The 26,348-nt window shown below is 68.6% G+C and carries 23 protein-coding genes; 9 read left to right on the top strand and 14 right to left on the bottom strand.

Annotated features, from left to right (window positions below):
- Positions 1 to 67: 67 nt before the first annotated feature.
- Both cydB and SAOR_RS03260 read right to left on the bottom strand, forming a co-directional pair.
- Positions 68 to 1,078, bottom strand: a complete 1,011-nt coding sequence (gene cydB, locus SAOR_RS03265; RefSeq protein ID WP_123630203.1) for a cytochrome d ubiquinol oxidase subunit II — start codon at positions 1,076 to 1,078, stop codon at positions 68 to 70.
- Positions 1,075 to 2,466: a cytochrome ubiquinol oxidase subunit I gene (locus SAOR_RS03260; protein ID WP_123630202.1), complete on the bottom strand. Its 1,392-nt coding sequence runs from the start codon at positions 2,464 to 2,466 to the stop codon at positions 1,075 to 1,077. The genes cydB and SAOR_RS03260 overlap by 4 nt, the downstream gene beginning before the upstream one ends.
- A gap of 204 nt (positions 2,467 to 2,670) precedes the next feature.
- Here SAOR_RS03260 and moaA point away from each other — a divergent pair, with 204 nt between their 5' ends.
- The 3 genes from moaA (at position 2,671) to SAOR_RS03245 (ending at position 5,944) form a co-directional block, all read left to right on the top strand.
- The gene (moaA, locus tag SAOR_RS03255; protein ID WP_123630201.1) at positions 2,671 to 3,699 is read left to right on the top strand and encodes a GTP 3',8-cyclase MoaA; all 1,029 of its coding nucleotides are present in this window, start codon (positions 2,671 to 2,673) and stop codon (positions 3,697 to 3,699) included.
- 12 nt (positions 3,700 to 3,711) lie between these two features.
- Entirely contained in the window at positions 3,712 to 4,179 is a 468-nt protein-coding gene (gene ybaK / locus SAOR_RS03250; protein WP_123630200.1) for a Cys-tRNA(Pro) deacylase, read from the top strand.
- A gap of 334 nt (positions 4,180 to 4,513) precedes the next feature.
- Positions 4,514 to 5,944, top strand: a complete 1,431-nt coding sequence (locus SAOR_RS03245) for a sodium/glutamate symporter (RefSeq protein ID WP_123630199.1) — start codon at positions 4,514 to 4,516, stop codon at positions 5,942 to 5,944.
- Between the two features lie 81 nt (positions 5,945 to 6,025).
- On the opposite strand, the gene ligD (SAOR_RS03240) is transcribed toward SAOR_RS03245, so the two are convergent.
- Genes ligD (SAOR_RS03240) through SAOR_RS03230 form a run of 3 tightly spaced genes read right to left on the bottom strand, consistent with a single transcriptional unit; the run spans position 6,026 to position 8,535 of the window.
- Positions 6,026 to 6,901, bottom strand: a complete 876-nt coding sequence (gene ligD, locus SAOR_RS03240) for a non-homologous end-joining DNA ligase (protein WP_123630198.1) — start codon at positions 6,899 to 6,901, stop codon at positions 6,026 to 6,028.
- A gap of 10 nt (positions 6,902 to 6,911) precedes the next feature.
- A complete protein-coding gene (ligD, locus tag SAOR_RS03235; RefSeq protein ID WP_123630197.1) occupies positions 6,912 to 7,922 on the bottom strand; it encodes a non-homologous end-joining DNA ligase in 1,011 nt (336 codons plus the stop codon).
- Positions 7,915 to 8,535, bottom strand: a complete 621-nt coding sequence (locus SAOR_RS03230) for a DNA polymerase ligase N-terminal domain-containing protein (RefSeq protein WP_123630196.1) — start codon at positions 8,533 to 8,535, stop codon at positions 7,915 to 7,917. The genes ligD (SAOR_RS03235) and SAOR_RS03230 overlap by 8 nt, the downstream gene beginning before the upstream one ends.
- Before the next feature lie 149 nt (positions 8,536 to 8,684).
- On the opposite strand from SAOR_RS03230, the gene SAOR_RS03225 reads away from it, so the two are divergent.
- Positions 8,685 to 9,152, top strand: a complete 468-nt coding sequence (locus tag SAOR_RS03225; RefSeq protein WP_123630195.1) for a nucleoside deaminase — start codon at positions 8,685 to 8,687, stop codon at positions 9,150 to 9,152.
- A gap of 211 nt (positions 9,153 to 9,363) precedes the next feature.
- Positions 9,364 to 10,335 (top strand): glycosyltransferase, encoded by a 972-nt coding sequence (locus tag SAOR_RS03220; protein ID WP_123630194.1) that lies wholly within the window; start codon positions 9,364 to 9,366, stop codon positions 10,333 to 10,335.
- A gap of 10 nt (positions 10,336 to 10,345) precedes the next feature.
- On the opposite strand, the gene SAOR_RS03215 is transcribed toward SAOR_RS03220, so the two are convergent.
- On the bottom strand, positions 10,346 to 12,433 hold the full coding sequence (locus tag SAOR_RS03215; RefSeq protein WP_123630193.1) for an ATP-dependent helicase: 2,088 nt from the start codon (positions 12,431 to 12,433) through the stop codon (positions 10,346 to 10,348).
- A 140-nt stretch (positions 12,434 to 12,573) separates the two neighbouring features.
- Here SAOR_RS03215 and SAOR_RS03210 point away from each other — a divergent pair, with 140 nt between their 5' ends.
- Positions 12,574 to 13,764 (top strand): amino acid aminotransferase, encoded by a 1,191-nt coding sequence (locus tag SAOR_RS03210; protein ID WP_123630192.1) that lies wholly within the window; start codon positions 12,574 to 12,576, stop codon positions 13,762 to 13,764.
- A gap of 120 nt (positions 13,765 to 13,884) precedes the next feature.
- Positions 13,885 to 14,784, top strand: a complete 900-nt coding sequence (locus tag SAOR_RS03205) for a DMT family transporter (RefSeq protein WP_123630191.1) — start codon at positions 13,885 to 13,887, stop codon at positions 14,782 to 14,784.
- 9 nt (positions 14,785 to 14,793) lie between these two features.
- Here SAOR_RS03205 and SAOR_RS03200 read toward each other — a convergent pair whose 3' ends face one another.
- The 3 genes from SAOR_RS03200 to SAOR_RS03190 all read right to left on the bottom strand — a co-directional run bounded on the left by SAOR_RS03200 (position 14,794) and on the right by SAOR_RS03190 (position 17,850).
- On the bottom strand, positions 14,794 to 16,050 hold the full coding sequence (locus SAOR_RS03200; RefSeq protein WP_123630190.1) for a uracil-xanthine permease family protein: 1,257 nt from the start codon (positions 16,048 to 16,050) through the stop codon (positions 14,794 to 14,796).
- A gap of 60 nt (positions 16,051 to 16,110) precedes the next feature.
- Positions 16,111 to 16,743 carry a uracil phosphoribosyltransferase gene (gene upp, locus SAOR_RS03195; RefSeq protein WP_123630189.1) on the bottom strand — a complete coding sequence of 211 codons (633 nt, stop codon included), beginning with the start codon at positions 16,741 to 16,743 and terminating at the stop codon, positions 16,111 to 16,113.
- 171 nt (positions 16,744 to 16,914) lie between these two features.
- Positions 16,915 to 17,850: a LysR substrate-binding domain-containing protein gene (locus SAOR_RS03190; RefSeq protein ID WP_123630188.1), complete on the bottom strand. Its 936-nt coding sequence runs from the start codon at positions 17,848 to 17,850 to the stop codon at positions 16,915 to 16,917.
- Between the two features lie 99 nt (positions 17,851 to 17,949).
- Between SAOR_RS03190 and SAOR_RS03185 the strand changes: the two genes are divergently transcribed.
- Positions 17,950 to 18,906 carry a DMT family transporter gene (locus SAOR_RS03185; protein WP_123630187.1) on the top strand — a complete coding sequence of 319 codons (957 nt, stop codon included), beginning with the start codon at positions 17,950 to 17,952 and terminating at the stop codon, positions 18,904 to 18,906.
- Between the two features lie 138 nt (positions 18,907 to 19,044).
- Here the strand turns inward: SAOR_RS03185 and SAOR_RS03180 are convergent, their stop codons facing one another.
- The 4 genes from SAOR_RS03180 to fdhD form a co-directional block, all read right to left on the bottom strand.
- Positions 19,045 to 21,249: a TRAP transporter permease gene (locus SAOR_RS03180; RefSeq protein ID WP_123630186.1), complete on the bottom strand. Its 2,205-nt coding sequence runs from the start codon at positions 21,247 to 21,249 to the stop codon at positions 19,045 to 19,047.
- Between the two features lie 14 nt (positions 21,250 to 21,263).
- On the bottom strand, positions 21,264 to 21,764 hold the full coding sequence (locus SAOR_RS03175; protein ID WP_123630185.1) for a DUF1850 domain-containing protein: 501 nt from the start codon (positions 21,762 to 21,764) through the stop codon (positions 21,264 to 21,266).
- Between the two features lie 21 nt (positions 21,765 to 21,785).
- Positions 21,786 to 22,832 (bottom strand): TAXI family TRAP transporter solute-binding subunit, encoded by a 1,047-nt coding sequence (locus SAOR_RS03170; RefSeq protein WP_245965379.1) that lies wholly within the window; start codon positions 22,830 to 22,832, stop codon positions 21,786 to 21,788.
- A gap of 150 nt (positions 22,833 to 22,982) precedes the next feature.
- A complete protein-coding gene (gene fdhD, locus SAOR_RS03165; RefSeq protein WP_123590518.1) occupies positions 22,983 to 23,837 on the bottom strand; it encodes a formate dehydrogenase accessory sulfurtransferase FdhD in 855 nt (284 codons plus the stop codon).
- Between the two features lie 147 nt (positions 23,838 to 23,984).
- Here fdhD and SAOR_RS03160 point away from each other — a divergent pair, with 147 nt between their 5' ends.
- Positions 23,985 to 24,932, top strand: a complete 948-nt coding sequence (locus tag SAOR_RS03160) for an AEC family transporter (RefSeq protein ID WP_123630183.1) — start codon at positions 23,985 to 23,987, stop codon at positions 24,930 to 24,932.
- An 824-nt stretch (positions 24,933 to 25,756) separates the two neighbouring features.
- Here the strand turns inward: SAOR_RS03160 and SAOR_RS03155 are convergent.
- Positions 25,757 to 26,275, bottom strand: coding sequence for a helical membrane plugin domain-containing protein (locus SAOR_RS03155; RefSeq protein ID WP_123630182.1), 519 nt, complete (start codon positions 26,273 to 26,275; stop codon positions 25,757 to 25,759).
- Between the last annotated feature and the right edge of the window lie 73 nt (positions 26,276 to 26,348).

The following is a 26,348-nucleotide window of genomic DNA, read 5'->3' as shown; positions in this document are numbered from 1 at the left end:
CGGCGAGGCCGACGAACCAGAGCAGCCGGCGTGTGGTTTCGCCCATACGAACACTCCGAAGCGCGGGCTAGTGATAACCCATGTCCCGGCTGACCTTGCCGCGGAAAATCCAGTACGACCAGCCGGTGTAGAACAGGATGAACGGCAGCAGAAAGACCATGCCCACGAGCAGGAATCGCTGGCTCTCGGGCGGCGCCGCGGCGTTCCAGATGGTCAGATCGGGCGGGATGATATGCGGCCAGAAACTGGCCGCCAGCCCCCCGTAGCCAACGGCGAACATGGCCAGCGAGAGCAAAAACGGCCAGTATTCGGACCGCCGCAGCACGCTGGCGTAGAGCGCGTAGGAGACCGCGACCGCGGCCAGCGGGAACGGCACCAGCAGCAACGCATGCGGCAGGCCGAACCAGCGCTGGGCGTAGTCGCCGTCGAGAAACGGCACGTACAGGCTGACCAACGCCATGCAGACGATCACGCCGGTGAGGAGCATGCGGCTCCAGCCGTAGGCCTTCTGCTGCAGGTTGCCGGCGGTCTTCATCACCATCCAGGTCGCACCCAGCAGAGCATAGCCCACCACCAGCGACACCCCGGTCAGCAGCGAGAACGGCGACAGCCAGTCGAACACGCCGCCCACGTACTGCGCGCCGTCCGTCGCCACGCCCTGCACGATCGCACCCAGGGTCACACCCTGGCAGAAGGTGGCCACGATGGAGCCGAGGTTGAAGGCGGTGTTCCAGCCGAACTTGCGCTCGGCCTTGAAGCGGAACTCGAAGGCGACGCCGCGGAAGATCAGCGCGATCAGCATGAGCGACAGCGGCAGATACAGCGCCGGCAGCAGCACAGTGTAGGCGGCCGGGAACGCCGCGAGCAGGCCGGTGCCGCCGAGCACCAGCCAGGTCTCGTTGCCGTCCCAGATCGGCGCCACCGAGTTCATCATGATGTCGCGCTCGTACTCGCCGTGGGCGAACCCGGACAGGATGCCGATGCCCAGTACGAACCCGTCGAGCAGCACGTACATGAACACGCCGAAGCCGATGATGCCGAACCAGACCAGCGGCAGGAGATCGATCGTAGTGGTCATGTCTCGCTCGTCGACTCGTCGGGATAGGCCAGCGGCCGCGCCGGGGTGGCGGGCGTCTCGGACTGGGTCGCGTCGGGGCGGCGCTCCGGACCGGTGCGGATGATCCGCAGAATATAGTAGAGCCCGGCGCCGAAGACGATGCCGTAGACCACCACGAAGGTGACCAGCGTGGCCGCCACACTCGGCGCGGCCACCGGCGACAGCGAGTCGGAGGTGCGCATCAGCCCGTAGACGGTGTAGGGCTGGCGCCCGATCTCGGTGGTGATCCAGCCCGCCAGCACGGCCACGAAACCCGAAGGCGCCATCGCCACCAGAAAACGGTGATAGCGCGGGGAATCGTACAGCCGGCGCCGGAACGCCAGCCACAGGCCGGTCACCCCCGCGACCAGCATGAGCAGCCCGAGCCCTACCATGATCCGGAACGAAAAGAAGATGGGCGCCACCGGCGGCCGCTCGTCGCGGGGGAACTCCTTCAGCCCGGTGAGTTCGCCGTTCCACTCGTGGGTCAGGATCAGGCTCGCCACGTTCGGCAGGGCGATTTCGTAGTGATTGGTCTCGGCCTCGGCGTCCGGCCAGGCGAACAGCGCCAGCGCCGCGCCGCGCTCGGTCTCCCAGTGGGCTTCCATCGCCGCGATCTTGGCCGGCTGATACTCCAGTGTCTTCAGCCCGTGCAGATCACCGGCCAGGATCTGCAGCGGCGTGACGATGGACACGAACCCGACGCCCATCGTCAGCATGACCCGGGCGGACTCGTGCGCAGTGCCCTTGAGCCGGTACCAGGCCCCCACCGCGAGGATCACGAAGGCGGTGGTCAGATAGGCGGCCAGCACCATGTGCACCAGCCGATAGGGGAACGACGGGTTGAATACGATCTTCCACCAGTCCACCGGGTAGAACACGCCGTCGCGGATCTCGAAGCCCGCCGGCGTGTGCATCCACGAATTGGCGGACAGGATCCAGAACGCCGACAGCGTCGTGCCCAGCCCCACCGTCACCGTGGCGATGAAGTGCAGCTTCGGCCCCACCTTGTTCCAGCCGAACAGCATGATGCCGAGGAAGGTCGCCTCCAGGAAGAAGGCGGTGAGCACCTCGTAGGTGAACAACGGCCCCAGCACCGGCGCGGTGGCCTCCGCGAATCGGGACCAGTTGGTCCCGAACTGGAAGCTCATGACGATGCCCGAGACCACGCCCATGCCGAACGAGACCGCGAAGATCTTGACCCAGAAGTGATACAGGCGCCGATACACGTCGCGCCGGGTCCACAGGTACAGCCCCTCGCACATCGCCAGCCAGCTCGCCAGGCCGATGGTGAAGGCCGGGAACAGAATGTGGAACGACACCACGAAGGCGAACTGAACACGGGACAGGATTTCCGGATCGAGAGACATCGGACGCGGCTCCAGCGGGCCCCGGGATGGGTCCCCATCATACGTGGACTCAACGTTTCCGGATTATACCCGGCGGGGTATTACCGGTCGATCTCGGCGGCCGGCCCCGGGCGGAATCGAACGCGCCGACCGGGGCCAGGGTTGTGAGTCGACGCCACAGGCCCGATCATGTCATCAGGATCAATCCATCAAACGGCGTCACCCATGACCGCTGTTCACGACACCTACGACCGCCCGCTGCAGGACCTGCGGATCTCGCTGACCGACCGCTGCAACTTCCGCTGCACCTACTGCATGCCGCGGGAACTGTTCGGCAGCGAGCACCTGTTCCTGCCCCGGCGCGAACTGCTCGATTTCGACGAGATCGAGCGCCTGGCGCGCATCGCGGCCGGCCTGGGCGTGCGCAAACTGCGCCTGACCGGCGGCGAACCGCTGCTGCGCCGCGATATCGACATGCTCATCGCGCGGCTGGCCGCGATCGACGGCATCGACGACATCTGCCTGACCACCAACGGCTCGCTGCTCACCGAACAACGCGCGCGCGAACTCGCCGCCGCCGGCGTCAACCGCGTCACCCTCAGCCTCGACGCCATCGACGACGACGTCTTCAAGGCCATCAACGATGTCGGCTATCCGGCCTCGAAAGTGCTCACCGCCATCGACAACGCCAGGGCCGCGGGCCTGACGCCGGTCAAGGTCAACTGCGTGATCCAGCGCGGCGTCAACGAAGACCAGATCTTGCCGATGGTCGAGCATTTCCGGCATAGCGACGTGGTGCTGCGCTTCATCGAGTTCATGGACGTCGGCACCTCCAACGGCTGGCGCATGGAAGAAGTCGTCACCGCGCGCGAGATCGTGGACACGATCCGTACGCGCCATGCCGTCACGCGCCTGCCCGCCAAGGTGGCCGGCGAGACCGCCAACCGCTGGGTCTTCGACGACGGCGCCGGCGAGATCGGGATCATCGCCTCGGTGAGCCAGCCCTTCTGCGGCGGCTGCTCGCGCGCGCGCCTGTCCGCGATCGGCGAACTCTATACCTGCCTGTTCGGCGTGCACGGCCGCGACCTGCGCACGCCGCTGCGTGAGGGCGCCAGCGACGCCGAACTCGCCGACATGCTCGCCGGCATCTGGCAGGCCCGCGACGACCGCTACTCCGAACGCCGCGGCGAGGAGACCGCCCGCCGCGACGGCGGCGCCGACGGCAAGGTCGAGATGTCCTATATCGGCGGCTGACCGCCGGCCCGGATGACACCCGCCATCCAGCGGCTCGACCAACTCGGCATCGAGCATGCGGTGCACGGCTACGAGCCTGCGCGCGCCGCCAGCGACTACGGCATCGACGCCTCGGCGCAGCTCGGCGTGCCCGCCGAACGCGTGTTCAAGACGCTGATCGCCGAACTCGACACGCACGAACTGGTCGCCGCCGTGGTCCCGGTGTCGCATCGCCTACACATGAAGAGCCTGGCCCGCGCCATCGGTGCAAAGAAGGCCTTCATGGCCGATCGCGCCCGGGTCGAGAAGACCACCGGCTACGTGCTCGGCGGGGTCAGCCCGCTGGGCCAGAAGACAGCGCTGCGCAGCGTCATCGACACCTCGGCGCAGGCGTTCGACACGATTTTCGTCAGCGGCGGCCGGCGCGGCCTGGAGATCGAGATCAGCCCGGACACGCTGTGCGCACTGATCGAGGGCCTGTTCACCGACTTGGTGCGCTGAAGCCGCCATCGACCGGGCGGGCGTCGCGTCGGCGCGGTTGCGGCAGACGATCGGCGGCCGGCGATCGTGCGCGGGCCGCGGGCCGCATATGCCGGGCGCGCCGGCATCCCGCCGATCGGCATGGCCGGCATCTTGCTTTATCGAACGCGTATTCCCGGAGCGAGGCAATCGGACTACTCTGGGGCCAGGGGGATTTTTCGGCCCGCCATCCGCGGATGAGCGCTGTCGTTGAATCAGCTGTGTGGCATTCGGGGGCGGATGCAGCGACCCGACCGGTGTCTGTCGTCCACGGCAGACGATCTTTCGGTACACGACATCGTGAGAGGGTCCGACTATGACTGCCGACTGGATTGGTTTTTCCCTGCTGATGCTGGCGATCCTGCTGTACGCCGGCAAATGGATGCGCATGCACTGGCGCCCCGCCCAGCAGCTGTTTCTGCCCGCCTCGATTCTGGCCGGTGCGATCGGGCTGCTGCTCGGCCCCGGCGTGCTTGGCGCGATCATGCGTACGGTCGGCGGCGAGGAGGCGCCGCTCGCCCAGGGCGCGATTCCGGAATCGATGCTCGACGTCTGGAGCGACCTGCCGGGCCTGCTCATCAACGTGGTCTTCGCCACCCTGCTGCTCGGCGTGCCGCTGCCCAAATGGAAACGGGTCTGGGGCCTGGCCGGCCCGCAGCTTGCCTTCGGCGTGACCCTGGGCGCCGGCCAGTACGTGATCGGCATCCTCATCGCCGCCTTCATCCTCGCGCCCTTCTTCGGCCTGCCGCTGATGGCCGGCGCGCTCATCGAGATCGGCTTCGAGGGGGGCCACGGCACCGCCGCCGGCCTGCAGGAAACCTTCGCGGAGCTGGGCTTCGCCGACGGCGCCGATTTGGCCGTGGGCATGGCCACGGTCGGCGTGATCTCGGGCATCGTGTTCGGCATCATCCTGATCAACTGGGGCGTGCGCACCGGCAAGAGCGCGGTGCTGGACAAGGCCGTCGACAGCATTCCACACCATCAACGCCGCGGACTGGTCAGCGAGGACGAGCGTCCGCTTTCCGCCGGCGGCATGACGGTGCGCTCGGAATCGATCGAGCCGCTGACCCTGCACTTCGCATTCATCGCCATGGCGATCCTCATCGGCCTCGGCTTTCTGGAGGCGATGGCCTGGGTCGAGAGCGTGACCTGGGGCGCCGGCGAGAACGGGGTGGAGCTGCTCGGCGCGGTGCCGCTGTTTCCGCTGGCCATGATCGGCGGACTGGTGGTCCAGCAGCTGCTCTCGCGCTTCGACCGGCACAACCTGCTCGATCGCGACCTGATGGTGCGCATCCAGGGCTTTGCGCTGGATCTGCTCATCGCGGCCGCGATCGCCAGCCTGTCGCTGAAGGTGATCGCCGACAACCTGGTGCCATTCGTCCTGCTCGGGCTCGCCGGCATCGCCTGGAACGTGGGCATGTTCCTGTGGCTGGCGCCGCGCATCATCCCCAAGTACTGGTTCGAGCGCGGTATCGGCGATATCGGCCAGTCCATGGGCGTGACCGCGACCGGGCTGATCCTCATGAAGATCGCCGATCCGGACAACAAGACGCCGGCCTACGAGGCGTTCGGCTACAAGCAGATGGTGTTCGAGCCGTTCTTCGGCGGCGGACTGGTCACCGGCCTCGCCCTGCCGGTGATCTACAACTTCGGCGCCTGGCCGCTGTTCGGGGTGATGCTCGCGCTGGTGGCGATCGGCATCGGCTCCGGGCTGTTCTACTTCGCCAAACTCGAACAGGAGCCGTAATCGCTTCCTTCGACGACGCCTGACCAGTCAGACCGGGCCCGGCGCGCCGCACGCGTGCCGGGCCCGTTACGTCCTGGCGGTTCAGGCGCGCTCGAGCCGGTCGGCGGCCCGGGCCAGACTCTGGCGATGGCGGTCGATATCGGCCCAGGGGCAGTCGCGCTGGGCCAGCCGGCGAAAGATATTGCCGATATGGAAACGGCGCGGGCCGAGCTTGGCGTCGCCGAGCTCGTCCCAGGCCAGCGGCGTGGCGATCGGCGCGCCCGGCTTGGCGCGCACCGAATACGGCGCGATGCCGGTCTGGGCGTAGGCGTTGCGGCGGATATCCAGATACAGCCGCCCGCCGCGCTTGGCCTTGCGATGGGCGGTGGTGAAATCGTCGGGGCGCGCGTCGGCGAGCCGCTCGGCCACCCGCTCGGCGAAATCGCGCACGGCGTCGAAATCCGCGCTGCGATCCAGCGGCACGACGACATGCAGGCCGGACGAGCCGGTGGTCATCACGAACGCGCTCAGATCGAGCGCGGCAAGGCGCTCGCGCACCGCCCTGGCGGCGTCGACCACGAGCGCGAAATCGTCGTCCGCCGGATCCAGATCGAAGATCAGCCGGTCCGGATGATGCGGGCGATCATGGCGCGACAGCCACACGTGAAAGGCGATCGCGGCCTGGTCCACCAGCCAGACAAGCGCATCGGCGTCGTTGGCCAGCGCGTGGGTGATGCGGCCGTCCTCCTTGTCGACGGTCACGCGCTCGATCCAGTCCGGGTAGTGATCGGCGACGCTCTTCTGGATGAAGTTCACGCCGTCGATGCCGTCGGGAAAACGATGCAGGGTGAGCGGCCGATCCTCGAGATGCGGCAGCATCGTCGGCGCGATGCGGCGGTAGTAGTCGGCCAGATCGCCCTTGCTGTAGCCGGCCTCGGGAAAGAACGTCTTGTCGGCGTTGTCGATCTGGATACGCATGGCGGACTCCTCAGGTGCGCGCCGGGGCGACTTCGCGCACGACCTCGCGCGGGTCCTTGTCGTCGCGCTCACCGACATAGCTGGGGTGGCGCAGGCGCCCGTCCTCGGTCCATTCGGTGAACGCGACCTCGGCCACGCGTTCGGGCTCGACCCAGTGCACGCCGCGCTCGCTCGGCGCATCCGCGAATGGCGGCGTGGCCCGTTCGAGGGACGCCAGCACGTCATGCAGGCGCGTGAGTTCCGCCTCGTCGAAACCGGTGCCGACACGCCCCGCGTAGCGCAGCGCATCGTCCTCGTAGTAGCCCACGAGCAACGCGCCGAAGCCGCTGCGGCTGCCCTGCGGCTCGGTGTAGCCGCCGATCACCAGCTCCTGGCCCTGGCTACACTTGAGCTTGAGCCAGCGCTGGGAGCGCCCGCGCCGATACGGGCTGTCGGCCTGCTTGGCGAGCACGCCCTCCCAGCCCTTGCGACAGGCCTCGGCGTGATAGGCCTCGCCGACGCCGTTGCGGTGGGCGGCATAGCGCAGCCGGCCGCCGAAGCTGAAATGCCGGCGCAGCAGGCTCTTGCGATCGCGCAGGGCGACCCGGCGCAGATCGATCCCGTCCAGCCAGGGGCAGTCGAAGACATAGAAATGGATCGCGATACCGCTGTCGCGTGCGGCCTGCGGATCGCTGATGCCGGCGCGCTGCTGCAGCCGCGCGAAACTCGTCACGCGCCCGGCGAAGGCCACGACCTCGCCGTCGAGCACGAAGCGCCGGTGCGGCTGGCCCGCGAACGCATTCACGAGCTCCGGGAAATGATCGTTGCGCGACTGGCCGTTGCGGGTGAGCAGCTCGACGTGATCGCCGTCACGAAACACCAGCAGCCGGATGCCGTCGAACTTGCGCTCGAACAGCCAGTCGTCGTCGGAGAACGGCATATCGGCCAGCGTGGCCAGCATCGGCTCGAAATGCCGGGGCATGCGCGAGCGCCGCGCCGCCTCGAGGACGTGGTCGGGCAACTCGTCGCACCAGTCAGTCATTGCCGTGGCCCTCGTCGCGGGCGATGTCGCGCAGTTCGCGGTCGCTGATCACCGACGCCGGCTCGGTGCTGACCGGGTTGCGGCGCGCGTCGGCGCGGTCGTCGTCCATCTTGACCAGCAGCCACTGGCGCTTGCCCTTCTCGGTACGGAAATGGGTGAGCGAGTAGCCGCCGGCGATCTTGTGCCCGTACAGCGTGACCGTGAGATGGCCGTCGTCGAAGCAGTCCGCCAAGGTCTTTTCGATCTCGCCGTCGCCGTTGCGCTTGGCGTTGTCGAACGTGCCCGTGTCCCAGACCACCACGGTGCCGCCGCCGTACTGATCGTCGGGAATGGTGCCCTCGAAATCGGCGTAGTCGAGCGGGTGGTCCTCGGTCTCGACGGCGAGGCGCTTGTCGCGCGGGTCGGTCGACGGGCCCTTGGGCACGGCCCAGGACTTGAGCACGCCGTCGATCTCGAGCCGGAAGTCGTAGTGCAGCGTGGAGGCGTCGTGCTTCTGGATCACGAAGATCGGCGCCCCGTCCTTCGCGCTACGCCCCGACTCGCCGCGCGGCTCGGGGCTGCGCTCGGGGTCGCGTCGATCACGATACTGCCGGAGCTTGTCATCGCGGGCCATGGGCCCCTCCATCGCGCGGGCGTTTCGACCTCCTTTTGTAGCCCGATCGCGCGCGCCTGCCTACCCGGGCAACTACGCAGGCGTGCCCTGCGGCGCTCGCCGCGCGTCGTCGACAACTCTAGAATCGGACTTTTGGACGCAGCGACACGATGAACGATTCCACATTCATGGCCGAGGCTCTGGCCGAGGCGCGGCGTGGCCACGACGAGGGCGGCGTGCCGATCGGCTGCGTGCTGGTGCGCGACGGCGAGATCGTCGGTGCCGGCCACAACCGGCGCGTTCAGCGCGACAGCGCCATCCTCCACGCCGAGATGGACGCACTGGAGGCCACGGGTCGACAGCCTGGCGCCTTCTACCGCGACGTCACCCTCTACACCACGCTCTCGCCCTGTGCCATGTGCACGGGCGCGATTCTGCTCTACGGCATTCCCCGGGTCGTGATCGGCGAACACGAGAGCTTCATGGGCGAGGAGGATCTGCTGGCCGAACGCGGCGTGCAGGTCAGTGTTCTGAACGACCACGACTGCCGCACTCTCATGCAGCGCTTCATGGCGGACAAGCCGTCGCTTTGGCATGAGGACATCGCGGAACAAGACGATGCGCCAGCGTCGCGTTAATTCCAGACTAACGAATAATTAATATTACTCAGGAAAGGGTAAAGACATGATTATTTAATTCTCAAAATACCACCTGAAACGCCTCGTCAAGGCAATTAAACGAATCGTTCACATATCTACGTATTGTTTCATCTCAATGAAATAAATTATTTTTTATCGAATCAATTAACTCTAAGGAACCCATAGAACGGATCAAGGTCTTTCATGATTCATGGCAGAATCAGAAAGGATCGAAGTGACCCGTCATCGGCGCCCGCAGGATAACCCGTGCACGCTGGCCCACCGGGGCCGCCCCGAGTCCATCAGCCTGATCGTGTCGTCCTACAATCAGCCCCGATCGCTGGCGCTGGTGCTCGATGCGCTCACGCGACAGAGCTGGCGTGCCGACGAGATCATCATCGCCGACGACGGCTCGCAGCCGCCGACGTTCGCGGCGATCGAGCGGTTCGCGGCGCATCCGGCGCTACCGCCGATCCGTGTGCTGACCCAGCCCGACGAGGGCTTTCGCAAGACCGTGGCGCTCAACGGCGCGATCCTCGCCAGTCGCGGCCAGCAGCTGCTGTTCCTCGACGGCGACGTCATACCGTCACCCGACTGGATCGAGCGCCACCGCGCCAGCTATCGGCCGATGGGATACGCGGTCGGCGACTACGTCCGCCTCGATCGCCGCGACAGTCTCGATCTGTACGCACTGCGCGCCGACGGCGACCGGCTGGACGACCGCCGGGCCGCCCTGGTGGGCGCGCAGCGGCGCTACCTGTTCAAGCGCGCCGCCCGGGCCCGTTTCCACATGCTCTGCCGCAAGACGATGCGCCCGAGACTGCTCGGCGGCAACTTCTCGGTCGACCGCGGCCTGCTGTTCGGCGTCAACGGGTTCGACGAGCGCTTCGTCGGCTGCGGCGGCGAGGATTCCAACCTGCGCAACCGTCTGAACCGCTACGGCGGCCGCCCCAGCAGCCTGATCCGCACCGCCGTCGGTCTGCATCTGAGCCCCGGGCTCGACGACCCGCAGCCGGCGCGCAACCGCATCAGCTATCTCGACAGCCCGCTGCGACACGAGGCCCCGACCCGGCGTGCGCGCATGGGGCTCGCCGAGCGTCTGAGCGGCGGCCGCGGCATGCCGGAACAGCCCGCACCGGAGGCGGCGCCCGGAGTGCGCGGCCGGCTGCCCGATCCGGCCTGAGCCGAGCGTCTCAGTCCCAGAGACGGCGCGCGGCCGCGCCGACGTCGAGAGCCGCGCGCAGCGAGGCGGGTGCGGCGGCCGACACCGGGGCGTCGACCGGCGTGCCGGCATCGCGGGCACTGAAACAGGCACGTACCGCGGGGGTCATGAAGCGGCTGATCGCGCCGTAGACGTGGCGATCGCCCAGCCGGCGCTGCTCGGTCACGTGGTAGCGCAGCGGCGAGACCACCTCCAGCACGTTCCGCGCCCGCGTGAAGGCCACGTACAGCAGCCGGCGCTCCTCCTCGAGGTCGGCCGGCGAGCGCGCGGCGTACTCGCTCGGGAAGGTGCCGTCGGCCACGTGCAGCAGATAGACGCTGTCGAACTCCCGCCCCTTGGCGCTGTGCACGGTCGACAGCACCAGATAATCGTCGTCGAGGTGGGCGTCGTCGTTGTGGTCGCCGGTGGCCGCCGGCGGATCGAGCGTGAGCTCGGTGAGAAACCGGTCCCGGTCGCGGTAGCGAGCGGCGATGCGCACCAGATCGTCGATGTCGCCGGCGCGCGCCGTGGTCGGCGCCTCGTAGCGGTCGGGCAACTGCGCCTTGAGCCATTCCGCCGCCGGTTCCAGCGTCGCCGGCCAGCCCCCCGCGCCGTCCGCCAGAGCCGCCACGGTATCCACCAGCGCGCACCAGGCCTCGGCGTCGGCCTGCCGGGGCGCCGGCTGCCGACCGAGCTTCGCCAGCGACCAGTCGTCGGCCTCCAGCCGTTCGAACGCGCGTTGGGCCGAGGCCGGGCCGACGCCGGGCACGATCTGCAGCGCGCGGAAGACCGCGATCTGGTTTGCCGGGTTGGCCGCCCAGCGCACCAGCGCCAGCAGGTCCTTGACGTGGGCGGCGTCGAGAAACTTCAGGCCGCCGTACTTGCGGTAGGGGATGTCGCGCCGGACCAGTTCGATCTCCACCTCGTTGGCGTGGTGGGCATTGCGAAACAGCACCGCCTGCTGCTTGAGGGCCACGCCGGTCTCGCGCCGGGCCAGCACCTGCTCGATCACGTGGCGGGCTTCGTCGGCACCGTCGTGGGCGATGATATGACGCGGTCGCAGCCCGGCGCCGCGCGTGCTCGCGAGCTGCTTGTCGTAGCGCCGCGCGGCGTCGGCCATGATCGTGTTGGCGGCATCCAGGATCGCCTGGGTCGAACGATAGTTGCGCTCCAGCCGCACCACGCGCGCACCGGCGTACTGGTCCGCGAAGCCGAGAATATTGTCGACATCGGCGGCCCGGAAGCCGTAGATGGCCTGGGCGTCGTCGCCGACCACGCACAACCCGGCGCCGGTCGGCGCCAGGCCGCGCAGGATCTCGGCCTGCAGCAGATTGGTGTCCTGGTACTCGTCGACGAGCACGTGATCGAAGCGCGCGGCCAGACCGGCCGCCAACCCCGGCTCGCGCATCATGAGCGCCCAGTGGAGCAGCAGATCATCGTAGTCGAGCAGCGCCAGATGCTGCTTGCGCTCGGTGTAGTGCGCGAACAGCCGCTTGAGCGCATCGTGATGGGCCACGCACCAGGGAAAACGCGTCTCGAGCACGGCCGCGAGCTTGGCCCGCCGATTGACGACCTGGGAGTAGATGGCGAGACACGTGTCCTTGCGCGGAAAACGGCGCGTGCGCAGCGCGAGACCGAGGTGCTGACGGCAGACATCGATCAGATCGGCCGCGTCCGCGCGGTCCAGGATCGAGAAGTTCGGACTCAGGCCGAGCGCCGGGGCGTATTCGCGCAACAGGCGGGCGCCGATCGCGTGAAACGTGCCCGCCCAGGGCAGCGACACGGCCTGACCGCGACGCCCGCGCGCCGCCAGCGCGGCGTCGCAGATGCCGCGGGCACGCCGGGTCATCTCCTCGGCCGCGCGCCGGGAGAAGGTCAGCAGCAGAATCCGGCGCGCGTCCACGCCGGACAGCACCAGATGGGCCGCGCGGTGCGACAGCGTCTGCGTCTTGCCGGTCCCCGCACCGGCGATCACCAGCAGCGGATCGCTGGTCAGCCCCGCGGCGGTATCGGGCCGGCCGAAGGTCACCGCACTGCGCTGGCGTTCGTTGAGATCCTCGAGATGGGCGGTGTCGGTCATGTGCCCAGTCTCGCGCCGGCGGTGGGTCAGATCACGACCCGGCGCGCTCGGCAACCGCCTCGGCGAGCGGTTAGACTACGAACCGAACACAGGCGGCGCCCGGCCCGCGCGGGCACGCATTCAACGAGGAACGAAAGCGCATGTTCGAAGCGATCGAGCGGGTGCCCGGAGACGCGATTCTCGGGCTCATCCAGGCGTTCAAGGACGACCCCAATCCCGACAAGGTGGATCTGGGCGTCGGCGTCTACCGCGACGAGGACGGCAGCACGCCGATCATGCGCGCGGTCAAGGCGGCCGAGCAGCGGCTGGTCGACACCGAGGCGACCAAGGCCTACATCGGCTCCCACGGCGATCCCGACTACGGCCGGCATGTGCTCGAGACCCTGCTCGGCACCGACAGCGCGGTGCTGGCCGACAACCGCGCGAGCGCGACCCAGTCCCCGGGCGGCACCGGCGCATTGCGCCTGGCCGCGGACTTCATCGCCGCACAGCTGCCGGGCAAGTCGATCTGGCTGTCGGACCCGACCTGGCCGAACCACAAGGGCGTGTTCGGGGCGGCCGGTCTCGACATGCAGTCCTACCCCTACGTCGACGCCGACAACCGGCTCGATTTCGACGGCATGCTGGCCGCGCTCAAACAGATCCCGCAGGGCGACGTCGTGCTGCTGCACGCCTGCTGCCACAATCCGACCGGCTTCGATCTGTCCGCCGAACAGTGGCAGCAGGTGCTGTCGGTCGTTCAGGAGCGTGAACTGCTGCCGCTCGTGGACTTCGCCTACCAGGGCTTCGGCGACGGGCTGGAGGCGGACGCCTACGGCGTGCGGCTGCTGGCCGAGCATCTCGACGAGATGCTGATCACCCAGTCTTGCTCGAAGAACTTCGGCATCTATCGCGAGCGCACCGGCTGCTTCATCGCGATCGCCAAGGACGCCGAGGACATGGCCGACGTGCGCTCGCAGCTGGCGATCACCGCGCGGGAGAACTACTCCAATCCGCCGGCCCACGGCAGCGCGATCGTGGCCACCATCTTCGAGTCCGAGGAGCTGACCGCGATGTGGCGCGAGGAACTCGACGAGATGCGCAGCCGCATCAACAACCTGCGCAGCGATTTCGTCAAGGCGCTGGCGCCGCACGGCCTCGACCAGCGCTTCGCCCACGTCGCCGATCAGCGCGGCATGTTCTCGTTCACCGGCCTGCAGCCGGAACACGTGGAGGCGCTGCGCGACCGGCACAGCATCTACATGGTCAAGTCCGGCCGCGCCAACGTGGCGGGGCTCAACCGGGCCAATCTCGACTACGTCTGCAACGCCATCGCCGATGTCGTGAAGTAGACCGCCACCCACGCCCGGTGCCGGGCGACAACGCCGCCGACACGAGGCCCGCCCGCCGCCGGCGCGGGCCCCGGTCCTGACCGCGGCCGGCGCCGGCCGATGCCGCAAGCGGCCCGCGCCATGTCCGAACACAACACCTGGAAAGTCCCCTTCGCCCTGTTCGTGGCGGTCCTCGGGGTCTCGGCCTCGGCGCCGCTGGTCAAGCTCGCCGAGGCGCCGGCCGCGGCGGTCGCGGCCTATCGCATGCTCTTCTCCACCCTGCTGCTGCTGCCGGTCGTGGCGCTGGCCCACCGCGGCGAGCTCGCCGGCATGCGCCGCAGCGACCTGCTGCACTGCCTGGCCGCGGGCACACTGCTCGGCTTTCATTTCCTGGCCTGGTTCGTGTCGCTGGACTACACCACGGTCGCCAGCTCGGTAACGCTGGCGACCCTGCAGCCGCTGTTCGCCTTCGTGCTCGCCTATTTCATGTTCGGCGAGCGGCTGCGCCCCCGAGCGTTCGCCGGCGCTTTGCTCTCGATCGCCGGCGCCATGGTGATCGGCTGGGGCGATATCGCGGTCTCGGGCATGGCGCTGCTCGGCGACGCGCTGGCCCTGCTCGGCGCCGCACTCGCCACCGGCTACTTCTTCGCCGGCTATCGCGCCCGTCAGCATCTGTCGCTCAATGCCTACACGTTCGTGGTCTACGCCACCGCGGCGGTGGTGCTGCTGGGCTACTGCGCGGTCGCGGGCGTACCGCTGACGGGCTTCGCCGGTGCCGACTGGGGCGTGTTCGTGGCCCTGGCCGTATTCCCCACCTTGCTCGGCCACTCGGTGTTCAACTGGAGCATGCGCTACGTCAGCGCCACGGTGATCTCCGTGGTGATCCTCTGCGAGCCGATCGGCGCCTCGGCCCTGGCGTGGCTCATGTTCGGCACGCTGCCGCAGGCCAGCCACTACATCGGCGGCGCGGCGGTGCTGGCCGGCGTGCTGGTGTTCATGCGCTATCGCAATCCGCCCGCACCGGCGAGTGCGAGCGGCTGAGTCGTCGCCTCAGTCGCCGCGGCGCGTCTGCGGCAGGACGAGATTCAGCACCACGCCGAGCACGCCGGCGAGCGCGATGCCCTCCAGCGTGAAATCGCCCGCCGAGAAGCTCAGCCCGCCGATGCCGGTGATCAGGACGAGGCCCACCACGGCGAGATTACGCGGCTCGGTGAGATCCTCGCCGGAGCGCATCAGGCTGTTCATGCCCACGACCACGATCGCGCCGAACAGCAGCACGATGATGCCGCCCATCACCGGCGTCGGAATGCTGGCCAGCAGCGCCCCCAGCTTGCCGACGAAGGCAAAGGCGATGGCGAAGCCCGCGGCCCAGGTCATCAGCGCCGGATTGAAGGCGCGCGTCAGCGTCACCGCGCCGGTGACCTCCGAATAGGTGGTGTTGGGCGGCCCGCCCATGAACCCGGCCAGCGAGGTCGCCAGGCCGTCGCCGAGCATGGTGCGATCCACACCCGGGTCCTTGAGATAGTCGCGCCCGGTGACCGAACGGATGGCGATGATGTCGCCGAAATGCTCGATCGCCGGGGCGATCGCCACCGGTATCATGTACAGCACGGCCTGCCCGTTCCAGCTCGGGGCGACGAATTCCGGCGCCGCGAACCACGGCGCCTCGGCGATGGCCGCCAGATCCACCAGCCCCAGGGGCAGGCTGACCAGGTAGCCGGCGAGCACGCCGCAGAGAATCGGCACCAGCGAGAGGAACCCGCGCCCCAGCAGCGACACGGCCACGGTCACCGCGAGCGACACGCCGGCTGCCACCAGCGCCAGCGGCTCGGCGACTCGCACGACGCTGCCGTCGCCGTTGTGACCGGTGGCCAGATTCACCGCCACCGGCGCCAGAACCAGCCCGATGACCATGATCACCGGGCCGGTGACGATCGGCGGCAGCAGGCGCGTGACCACGCCCACGCCGCGCCAGCGGATGACCAGACTCAGCGCGATGTAGACCAGCCCGGCCGCGATCAGGCCGCACAGCGTGCCCGGTATGCCCCAGGTCTCGACCCCGTAGAGGATCGGCGCGATGAAGGCGAACGACGACCCGAGAAACACCGGCACGCGACCGCGGGTGACGACCTGGAAGACCAGCGTGCCCAGGCCGGCCGTGAACAGCGCCACGTTCGGATCGAGCCCGGTGAGCAGCGGCACCAGCACCAGCGAGCCGAAAGCCACGAACAACATCTGGGCCCCCAGCAGCCCGTCGCGCAGCCTGAAGCGATAATCGTTGGCGCCGGCCTCGGGCGTATTCGCCATGTCTTCCCCCGGAGTGGATCCATCCGGCCGGTCGAAGCCGGCCGTGCTGCTGTGATCGGTCTACTTGGTGCCGTACATGCGGTCGCCGGCGTCACCCAGCCCCGGCCGGATATAGCCGTGTTCGTCGAGCCGCTCGTCGAGGGCGGCGGTGAACACGGGCACGTCCGGATGGGCTTCGCGCAGGGCCGCCACACCCTCGGGCGCGGCCAGCAGGCACAGGAACTTGATCTGGCGCGCGCCCTGTTTCTTCAGATGGGTGAGCGCGGCGATGGCCGAATTGCCGGTCGCCAGCATCGGGTCGACCACGATCACCCGGCGCTCGCCGATGTCCGCCGGCACCTTGCAGTAGTACTCGACCGCCTCGAGCGACTCGGGATCGCGGAACATGCCGATGTGGCCCACCCGCGCCGAGGGCAGCAGCTCCACCATGCCCTCCAGCAGACCGTTGCCCGCGCGCAGAATCGACACGAAGCACAGTTTCTTGCCGGCCAGCCGCGGCGCGTCCATCTCCTCCAGCGGCGTCTCGATGCGCTCGGTGGTCAGCTCCAGATCGCGGGTGATCTCGTAGGTCAGCAGATGGGCGATCTCGCGCAGCAGGCTGCGGAATTTCTGCGTGGATGCCGTCTTGCGGCGCATGAGCGTGAGTTTGTGCGCGATCAGCGGATGATTGATGACGGTGACGTTGTCGTCCATGGCCGGGCTCTCCCTGGTGGCTGTGCGGGCATCGGGCGGCAGACGGCGCGTCGCCGCGAACCGCCGCCGGGCCGCCTGCGCCGACGCCCTTCGACGACACGCCGGCGGCCGCCCGCGCTCATGCTACAACGCTATGCCGCAATCGCCATGCCACCATCGCCGTGTGGCCGCTCACGGCGCCCCGGTCGTGAAGGCTGCGGCCTGCTCCACCAGCCAGTCGATGAACGCAGCGGCGGCCGGCGGCGGTTCGCCGCGCGCCGGCAGCAGCAGCTCGTAGGTGAACGGCGAGACCAGCCGGTATCGCGTCCCGAACGGCGGCACCAGAACGCCGCTGGCGATCCGGTCCGCGGCCAGCACGCTGGTCGCCAGGGCCACGCCGCGCCCGGCGATGGCCTGATCCAGGGCCATACCGAACAGCGAATAGCGTCGGCGCACGGCCACCGGCACCTGCGGGGCGCCGGCCGCGTCCAGCCACTGCCGCCAGCCCGGGAACAGCTCCGCCTGATGCGACAGCCAGGTGACGTGCAGGAGCCGATGCCGGGCCAGGTCGGCCGGGCGCTCGAGCGGCGGCCCGTGCTCGAGCAGCGTCGGCGCGCAGACCGGGAACACGGTTTCGCTCATCAGCGAACGGCTGCGCACGCCCGGCCACGGGCCCTGGCCGTAGCGGATCGCCAGCTGGGCACGATCCGGGCTCCAGTCCGGCTCGATCAGCGCGGGGCTCGCCTCGAGGGCGAGATCGATATCGGGGTGACGGGCCTCGAAGTCGGCCAGCCGCGGCAGCAGCCAGTGCTGGATGAGTGACGGCGAGGCGCTCACGGTCAGCGCCATCGCCGGGGCGTCCGCGACCCGGGCGCGGTCGACGCCGGCCGCCAGCCGCGCCAGTGCGGACTCGACCTCGTCGGCCAGCCGGCGGCCGCGTGCGGTCAGGGCGACCCCGTGGGCGAAGCGCTCGAACACCGGCACGTTCAGATAGGTCTCCAGCTGCCGAACCTGGCGGCTGATCGCCCCCGGGCTGAGGTGCATCTCGTCGGCCGCGGCCCTGAAGCTCTCGTGACGCGCGGCGGCGGCGAAGGCGCGGAGGGCGTTGAGCGGCAGTCGCGCGGGCATGGCGTTGCGTTTTCCTGAGCCTGAACCCGCAGTTTAATCGTTTGCCGCCCCGGGCGCCGGGTGATCCACTGGGCGCGTCTTTTCGCCACGGCCCGCCGCATGACCCGCGCAACCACCGCCTCGCCGACCGATGCCGCCCCCGCTACGCGCCGCGCGCTCGATGCGCGGGGCAGCCTGCTGATGCTCGTGTTCTGCGCCGCACTGGGTCTGCAGCAGGTGGCGATCAAGGCCGTGGCCGCGGACATCGCGCCGCTGGCGCAGATCGGCATCCGATCGCTGCTTGCCGCGGTGCTCGTCGTCGGCGTCGCCTGGGCCCGCGGCGTGCGTCCGACCCACGCCCGCGCGGTGTTCTGGCCGGGTGTGGCCGCCGGCATCGGCTTCGCCTGCGAATTCAGCCTCGTGGCCCTGGGGCTGGGCTACACCACGGCCTCGCACATGTCGGTGTTTCTCTACACCGCGCCCATCTTCGCCGCGCTCGGGCTGCATTTCCTGGTACCCGGGGAACAGCTCGGCCCGCGCCACTGGGCCGGCATCGCCCTGGCCTTCGCGGGCATCGTCTGCGCGATGGCACCCTGGCAGAATTCGAACGGTACTGACGTGGCCGGATTGATCATCGGCGATCTGCTGGGCACGCTGGCTGGCCTGGGCTGGGCGGCGACCACCATCGTCATCCGGACGACGCGTCTGTCGGAGGAGCGCCCGGTGCTGACGCTGTCCTACCAACTCACCATCGCCGGAGTCGCATTGGTACTCGTCGCCGGGCTGTTCGGCGACCTGTCGACGATCCGCGTGACGCCGCTCATGCTCGCGAGCATGAGCTTCCAGACGCTGGGCATCGCCTTCGGCATGCTCCTGCTCTGGTTCGCGCTGCTGCGGCGGTATCTGGCCTCCCGGCTGGGCGTGTTCTCCTTCCTGTCGCCGGTGTTCGGCGTCCTGTTCGGGGCCCTCCTGCTCGGCGAACCATTGACCGCCAACTTCGTGCTCGGCGGTATCGCCATCCTCGCGGGGGTGGTTCTCGTCAGCGCCCCGACCCGGCGCACGCGCGACCCGGCCTGAGGCGCCCGAGTCGCCGGGGCGCGAGGCGCCCCGCAGCCGTGCGAGCACAGACCGCGACGGCGAATTGTCCACGACCGCCGGGTGCCGGCGCCGCCGCTTTGGAGTCGCCCTGGCCGGCGTGCCGCGGCCGGGCCGCGGCTAGGCCGACGAGGCGGCCGCCGGGCGCGCACCGCCGGCACCGCCGCGCACCATGAGCAGCGCCACCGCCACGACGGCGCCGACGGCATCGCTGATCAGCCCCGGATAGATCAGCGCGAGCGCGCCGACCAGCGCCAGCAGCCGCCAGAACACGCCGAGCGGCGCCCGCAGATAGCCCTCGACCGCCACCGCCAGCAGGCCGACGCCGAGCGCGCCGGTCAGCGCCACGGCAGTCACGTTGAGCCAGGTGGCGTCGATCATGAGCATGCTGTGGGCGAACACGAACATATAGGGCACGACAAAGCCGGCGATCGCCAGCTTCATGGCCTGCACGCCGGTCGCATTGGGCGAGCCACCGGAGATCCCCGAGCCGGCGTAGGCCGCCAGTGCGACCGGCGGCGTGAGGTTCGCGAATATGCCGAAGTAGAACACGAACATGTGCGCGACGAAGATCGCGGTGTCGTTCGAACCAGCCAGCTCCCGGAACAGCGGCAGCTCCAACAGGATGGGCGCGGCCATGGTCGAGGTGATGATGTAGCAGGGAATGCTCGGCAGCCCCATACCCAGCACGATCGACGCCGCCATCGTCAGTGCCAGCGTGACCAGCAGGCGCAGCATGTCGAACGGGATCGCCTCGCCCATGGTCACCACGGCATCGGCCGCATCCAGGGCGATGCCGGTCAGCGTGGCCACGCCGACGATCACGCCCACCGCCGCGCAGGCGATGGCCACGGGGATGGCGTTGCGCACGCCTTCCGTCATGGCGTCGCGACAGGCGGCCAGATCCATGACCTCGGAGGTCACCGGCAGGCGCGAGCGCACGGCGTTGATCGCCGCGGGCAGCGCGATGATGGCAAGCAGCCAGAGCCGGCTCGCCGGCAGGCCCGGCATCGCCCGCCCATCGATCAGGGCCAGAATCTGCGGCTCGAGAACGAGTGCGGCCAACACCGCCGACAGGCCCGCTACCAGACGCCAGGTGCCGCAGATCAGAACCGTCGCGGCGATGGACCAGAAAGCGGCGAAGAACGGCGCATAGCCCTCGAAGATAAGCCACAGCAGGATCACCATCGGCAGCAGCAGATGGCCGCGCTTGAGCATGACGTCGCTGAGCGGCGTCAGTTCCGAGCGCGGGATGCCGGACAGGCCGTTGCGCAGTGCCCGCAGATGGACCTGGAACAGGATGCCGAGATAGAACAGCAACGCCGGAATGATGCCCGCAAGCATCACCTGGGTGTAGGCCACGCCCAGCACCTCGGCCATGATGAAGGCCGCCGCGCCCATGATCGGCGGCAAAATCTGGCCGCCCACACTCGAGGCCGCCTCCACTGCGCCGGCGAAGTTCGCCTTGTAGCCGGTGCGTTTCATCAACGGGATCGTGAACGCGCCGGTCGTGACCACGTTGGCGATGGCCGAGCCGTTGATCGAGCCGAGAAAACCACTGGCGACCACGGCCACCTTGGCCGGGCCGCCGCGCGAGGGCCCGGCCACCGCCAGGGCGAGATCGTTGAACAACTGGCCAAGCCCCGACTTGACCAGAAAGGCGCCGAATAGAATGAACAGGATGATGTAGCTGGCCGAGACCGCGATCGCCGTACCCAGCAGCCCCTCGGTGATATAGACCAGATGCGACATGATCTGGCGCGACGTGGCCAGCACGATGTCGGCGTTGAGCACCGAATACAGCGAGAGCTTGGCGTAGAAGGCGTAGATCAGAAAGATCAGGGCCAGGCCCGGCAGCCCCCAGCCCGTCACCCGGCGCGCGGCGTCGATGACCAGCAGCACCGCGGCGAAACCGACCGCCATGTCGAGATTGGTGATCCGTCCCGCCGAAGCAATCACCCGGTCGGCCGCGAACAGCATGTAGACGCCGATGGCGAAGGCCGCCAGCGCCAGCAGCGCGTCCAGCCAGGGCACCCGGTCGCGCGGGCTGCTACGGGTCAGCGGGAACAGGACGAAGGTCAGCGCCAGCAGCGTGTAGAGATGGATGCTGCGCTGGACCACGTCGACCAACGGGCCGGCGAACGAGGTGTAGAGGTGGAACAGGCCGAGCAGCACGCAGGCCGCCACCACGCCCTGCATGACGATACCCGGCAGGCGATGGCGCACGAGGCTCTCGCGGTCGTATTTCTCGAGCGTCTCGCGCGCGGCGCTGTCCGGCTCCGGCGCATCGTCTGCCGCGGCATCACGGCGATCGGACGTATTCATGGGACGGGCCTACCTCATCCGGACCAGCGCCAAATCAGCGCCGGCAGCACACGATACAACGGCAACCGCCGGTTTTCGATCATCAGGATCGGCTTCTTCCCCGGCTCGGACAGGGCGTGCCAGTGGCCGTCGTGGCGGAGACTGTAATCCTCGGCGGCAGCGGCCTGGACGGCCAGGGGATCGACGACGCGGTGGATGTCGTGCATCACCACCCAGCCGTCCTCCAGCGTAGTGCGGCGACCGGCGGCGGCCGGCACGCCCGCGCCAAAGGTCTTGAACCGGGTGGCCATGAGCTCGATCGCACCATCGCGCACCGCGAACGTCTCGATCCAGGCCTCCTTCTCCACGGAATGCGTCCAGCGCAGCGCGAAGCGCGCACCCTCGCCGCCGACGAAGGCCGCGCGAATCACGCCGTCGTGGCGAACCACGAGCCAGGGCCGCGGCCAGAGCAGTGCGACGGCCGCCAGGATGAGCAGGGCCGCGACACCGACGAGGCCGACCGGCCGCAGGCGCATGCCGGCCGGCCCCGCCCGCGATCAGGCGCTGTCGTCGCCGTCGTCGGACGCCGACGCGTCACTCTGGTCGCCGGCCCCCTCACTGCCGCCGTTCGACTCATAGAACGTCTTGGCGCCGTCGGCCAGCGGTACCACGAGATCCTGATCCATGGTGCTGCGATCGAAGCCCTTGAGCGCGCCCACCGAGACCTTGTCGGTTCCCAGATAGTCGTAGAGACGACTGGCGAGCTCCTCGGACACCGCGGCATCCATCGAGCCGGGCACGATCAGGATGTTGCGAATCGCGACGGTGTTCACCGCGTTGGCCAGATCATAACGCTCCGGGGCGTTCGCCGGAATCTCGTACTTCTCGTAGTAGGGATATTTCTCGAGCAGGCTTGAGGCGGTCTCGCCGTCCACCTCGACGAAGTTGACGTCCGTGTTCTGCATCAGCCCGGTGATGCTGGAGTTGGGCACACCGGAGGTGAAGAAGGCCGCATCCAGATTGCCGTTGCCCATCTGGGTGACGCTGTCGGCGTAGCCGGTGTGGCTGACCTGACCGAGATCGTCGTAGGTCATGCCCGCAGCCTCGAGCACCTTCTTGGCGCTGGCCTCGACGCCGGAGCCGACCTTGCCGACGCCGATGCGCTTGCCTTCCATGTCGGCGACGCTCTCGATACCGCTTTCCGCGGTGGCCACGATCTGGACCACGTTGGGATACAGCCCGGCGATGGTCTTGATGTCGGCCTCGCGATCCTCGAACTGATTCTGACCATTGATCGCGTCATAGGCGACATCGCTCATCACCAGTGCGATCTGGTTGGTGCCGTCCTCGATGTTGTTGATGTTCTGCACCGACGCACCGGTCGACACGACCTGAACATTGTCCACGGCGTCGCTGGCCTCGAACACGCCCTTGAGCGCGCCGCCGATGGGATAGTAGCTGCCCGACGTGCCGCCGGTGCCGAAGATGAGGTTGACCGGCTCGCTGGCCCCGTCCGAGCCGTTGGACGCATCCGCCGAGGCGGTCTCGTCGTCGCCCCCGCCGCTGCCGCAGCCGACAAGCAGTACGGCGGCGATGGCCGTCATCACAGCCGGTTTCCAGACGCGATTCCCCATGTTTCACCTCGTTATGATGCGTTGATGATCGGCACGGCCCGCGTACCGATCGGATTCGACGCCGTCTATGTACCAGCCGGGCGCCGGCGTCCGCAATGCGGCCATGGTGGCATACGATGCTCAGCCGGCCGTCAGCCGCCAGTCGCCGGCGTAGACGTTGAAGCGGTTCGCGCGCAGGAAACCGACCAGCGTGATGTCGAAATCACGCGCCAGCGACACCGCGTAGCTGCTCGGCGCGGAGATCGCGCAGACCACCGGCAGGCCCGCCATCACGCTCTTCTGCAGCAGTTCGTAGCTGGCGCGGCCGGACAGCAGCAGGATGTGATCGGACAGCGGCAGCCGGTCATTGAGCAGCGCCCAGCCCACCAGCTTGTCGAGCGCGTTGTGCCGGCCGACATCCTCGCGCAGGGCGATCAGCTCGCCGCGGGCATCGAACAGCCCCGCGGCGTGCAGCCCGCCGGTGGATTCGAATACGCCCTGATCCGCGCGCAGCCGGTCCGGCAGTGACAGCAGCAACTGAGGGTCGAGTACCGGCGCCGGCGTCTCGCTCGCCCGGCCGCGACCGGGGCGCGGCGGCGAGAAGCTCGGCTTGCCGCAGACCCCGCAGGCACTGGTGGCCAGCGTGTTGCGCTCGATTCGGTCCAGCCGGCCGCGCGCCTCGGGTTTGAGCATCAGGCGCATCACATCGGCCTCGCCGGGCGCGGGCTTGAGATAGACGATGTCCGCAGGCGAACGCACCACGCCCTCGCCGTGCATCAGCCCCGCCACCAGTTCCCGATCGGCGCCGGGGGTACGCATGGTGATCAGCGGATCGGCCCCGGCGACATGGATCTCCAGCGCCCGTTCGACCGCCAGATGGTCGTCGCAGGCGGCGAGCTCGCCGTCGGCATAGGCCTGGATGGTGGCCTTCTGCCGCGAGGCGTCGTCGCGTGTCTCGGCGTCGGAGCGGTAAGGGAGATCGTCGATCGCGTTCATCACCTTACGGTAACCGATGCGCCGGGCGCCCGGCACGCGGGTTCATGTATCGCACAGCAACGCGCACGGCTACAATGCGCGGTCCTCGCGTGCCCGCGCCGATGACTGCCGGCCGCGCCACGCCCCGTCAGCCGACCCCGCGCGCCCATGGCCCTGTCCGACGTCTTCTTCCAGTCGATCAACATCACGCTACCGGTCTTTCTAATGGTGTTCGCCGGGATCGTGCTCCGCCGCGCCGGCTGGATCGACGACCGCTTCATCGGCACCGCCTCGGCGCTGGTGTTCAAGATCTGCATGCCGGCGCTGATCTTCGTGAGCATCGTCAAGGCGGATCTCGCCACCGCCTTTCTGCCGGACCTGATGGCCTACTTCGCGCTGGCGACCGTGGCCAGCTTCGCGCTGGCCTGGGGCTGGGCGCTGTGGCGCGTGCCCGAGGCCGAGCGGGGTGTCTACGTCCAGGGGGCCTTTCGTGGCAACTGCGGCATCATGGGCTTCGCGCTGGCCGCGAGCATGTACGGCGACTGGGGCCTGTCCGCCGGCGGCATCCTGGTGGGGCTGGTGATCCTGCTCTATAACGTGCTTTCGGTGATCGTGCTGAGCTGGTATCAGCCGGGCCAGCCGGCGGACTGGCGCAGCATCGGCCGCGGCATCGCCACCAACCCGCTGATCCTGGCCACGGTGGTCGCGATACCGGTGGCCGCCAGCGGCCTGTCGCTGCCGGACTGGCTGATGACCTCGGGCGAGTATTTCGCCGGGCTCACGCTGCCGCTGGCGCTGATCTGCATCGGCGGCACGCTGTCGCTCGGCGCGCTCTACGAGGCCCGCGGCATCGCCTTCGGCGCGGCCATGATCAAGATGGTGATCTTTCCGGCGCTGGCGACCTTCGTGGCCTGGCTGTGCGGCTTCGCAGGCCGGGAACTTGGGCTGCTGTTCCTGTATTTCTCGGCGCCCACGGCGGCGGCCAGCTTCATCATGGTGCAGGCCATGGGCGGCAACGCGAAGCTCGCCGCCAACATCGTCGCGGTGACGACTCTGGCCGCCAGCATCACCATGACCGGCGGCGTCTTCGGCCTGCGCCTCGCGGGACTGATCTAGTGTCGTGTCTCGCAAGTCACCCTGCACTGCGCGCGGCCCTCACCGCGGCGGGCGGCGTTGCGAAACCGCGCCCTATGGCCCGACACGGCTGGGTTTCGCGCCTTGCCCGCCACGCCGACGACACACGCTCGTTGGGGTAAGAAACTTACGAGGCAGGACACTAGAGCCTGCCGACACGGCATGCGAGTCCCGCGTTGGAAACCACATATCGCGTGCGGCAAAGCGCGAGTCGCCGACCATGGCGCGCCACTGTAGAGACTGGCAACGCGGCAACGCGCCCATGGTTGATTTCGATGGGCGATCCAATCCAGCGGGCCAAGCGCTGTTGCGCGGCCCTCCACCGTGGTCACCCGCTGGCACGGCGTGACTGCGTGGGGCGCGGACGATACCTCGTCTTGCCGCACCACAACGCCTGGCGCGGCTCGCATGACGTGTTGACAGGTTTGACCGCCGATCTGAGCCACAGCGGCCCATCCCGTTCACGCGGGCTACACCGGCTTGCGCGATGGCCTTGCGGCTGACGCGACCCGTCCATTTGCATTTGCCACCTGCGCCCGCACCGGCGGCTGTTTGGGCGTGCAGGGAAAGGCGCCGCCTGAATGCAGCCGCGCGGCACCAGGAATCAGCAATATTGGTTGACGAAATGGCATCCCGCCCTTCGCGCGGCGCCCGCGTTCGTTCGCCGGCGCGGCGCGGGCCGGCCGGGAACGATCAGGGCCGGTGCGCACGGCCAGCGTAATCGCGGCGCCCTTCGGCAACGCGACCGCCGCCTACGGCATCGACAAGCGACGGCCCGGCGCAAGAGACGCGCCGCGCCGAGCGGCTCAGGTGTCGTTCGACTCGGACCCGGTCTCCGTCTGCTCGGATTCCTCGGCCTGTTCGCGGCGCGCCGCCGAAAAGGCCTTGGCGCCGGCGATCAACGGGGCCAGCGCCGACCACAATTCCTTGTCGTGCATCAGCTTGAACACGCCAGTCACGCCGGGCGGATTGTAGGGCGTGCTCTCGCCGGCCGGTTCGCCGGCCTTGTCGAGCCCGGCCTGGGCCGCGGCCAGCGTGCGCTCAAGCCGATCCGGATCGATGCGCCCGAGCTGCTGGGCGAGCACGAGCAGATTGCGGAAACCGGCCCGGCCCTGCGGCGTATTCATGCCGTCGAGCGCAATGGTCGAGATCTCGGGCATCGCACCCGTGAAATCCTTGAGCCAGCGGATCACGCCGGACTCGTAGAGTTCGTCGAGCAGACCGTTGATCTCGGCGACGCGGCTTTCGAACTGCGCCATCTCGGATTCGGTCTCGGGCCGGAAGCGCTTCGCATCGGCCGGCCGGTACTGGATCTGTTCTGCCATCGCTACGTGCCTCGATTCGCTGAGTGCGGCCTGCGCCAGTGTCCTCTATCGCGAGTGTCTTACCCCAACGCGC

Origin of the sequence: Salinisphaera orenii subsp. orenii MK-B5, assembly GCF_003788635.1 — a bacterium.
In the GTDB taxonomy this organism is placed as follows: Bacteria; Pseudomonadota; Gammaproteobacteria; order Nevskiales; family Salinisphaeraceae; genus Salinisphaera; species Salinisphaera orenii.
This window is presented reverse-complemented; position numbering and strand designations above follow the sequence as displayed.